Source organism: Ensifer sp. EB106-03-01-XG145, from assembly GCF_058792075.1.
The window spans coordinates 1-1,075 of record NZ_JBYTEC010000072.1; the positions used below are offsets into that span (position 1 = coordinate 1).

Here is a 1,075-nt window from a genome sequence, read left to right on the forward strand (position 1 = left end):
GGAGACCTCGAATTACCGCTGATTTGGTGATCGGCGGCGCGGCCTGATGGCTGTTGGCGTCTTTCGCCTGCGATTTCATGCTGGAAATCGTAGTGTCATCGCCCTTGCGGGGCGGCCGGCGTCATGCGGCGGCACGGCGTCCTTCGTGGAAGACGTATCGGAGCATGTTGTAGGCGATATTGGCCATGCCGATCTTCACCGTCGCCCTGCTGATGCCGATCGTGCGGATGAAGAGCTTCATCTTGTCCTTTTGTCTGGCGAAGACATGCTCGACGGCGGATCTGATCTTTGATCGTCGCCCGTTTGCCCGCGACATCGTTTCCGGCATTGGTTTGCCCTTCGGCTTTCGCTGGTGGATGTCCGACTTCAGGCCATTGTCTTTCAGCCACTCCTCGTTGGTCTTCGAGCGATAGGCACTGTCGGCCCAGACCGTCGAGGCAGTATTGTCCTTGGCGACGACATTCCTGAGCTGAGCGCCGTCATGGGCGGCCGCACTCGTCACCGTCCATCCCCGGATGAACCCATGCGCCCGGTCGATGCCGGCATGGTTTTTGTAACCGAACATCGGAATGGCGATGTCATGCTGCTTGGTCGCGGCTGATGTCGGCGTTTCCGTCGGCTGCTTCGCCTTGGAATATTTCACTGTCCAACGCGCATCGCGATCCTTCTGGGCAAGCTTGGCGGGCTTGTCCTTCCACTCGTCCGGGATCTCACCAGCCTTGATCGCGTCTTTCTCGTCCTGGCTGTTGTGCTGCCTGGGCGCCTGGATGATCGTTGCATCAACGATCTGACCACCTTTGGCCAGGTAGCCCGACCGTGACAGATGCTTGTCGAAACGGGCGAATAGGTTGTCGATGGCACCGGCCCGCACCAGGCTTTCGCGGAACAGCCAGATCGTCTTGGCATCCGGAACCTTGTCGGAAAGGCCGAGCCCGAGAAACCGCATGAACGACAACCGGTCCTGGATGACGAACTCGGCCTGGTCGTCGGAGAGATTGTAGAGCGCCTGCAGCACCAGGATCTTGAACATCAGCACCGCCGGAAACGGCGGACGTCCGCCCTTCGATCCGTCGGA

The 1,075-nt window shown here is 59.9% G+C and carries 1 protein-coding gene; it reads right to left on the bottom strand.

Annotated elements, in window-relative coordinates; all coding sequences use genetic code 11:
• Positions 1–121: 121 nt before the first annotated feature.
• Positions 122–1,075, bottom strand: a 954-nt coding sequence (locus tag AC3WWH_RS34785; RefSeq protein ID WP_492377628.1) for an IS5 family transposase, incomplete at its 5' end; no start/stop codon positions are given.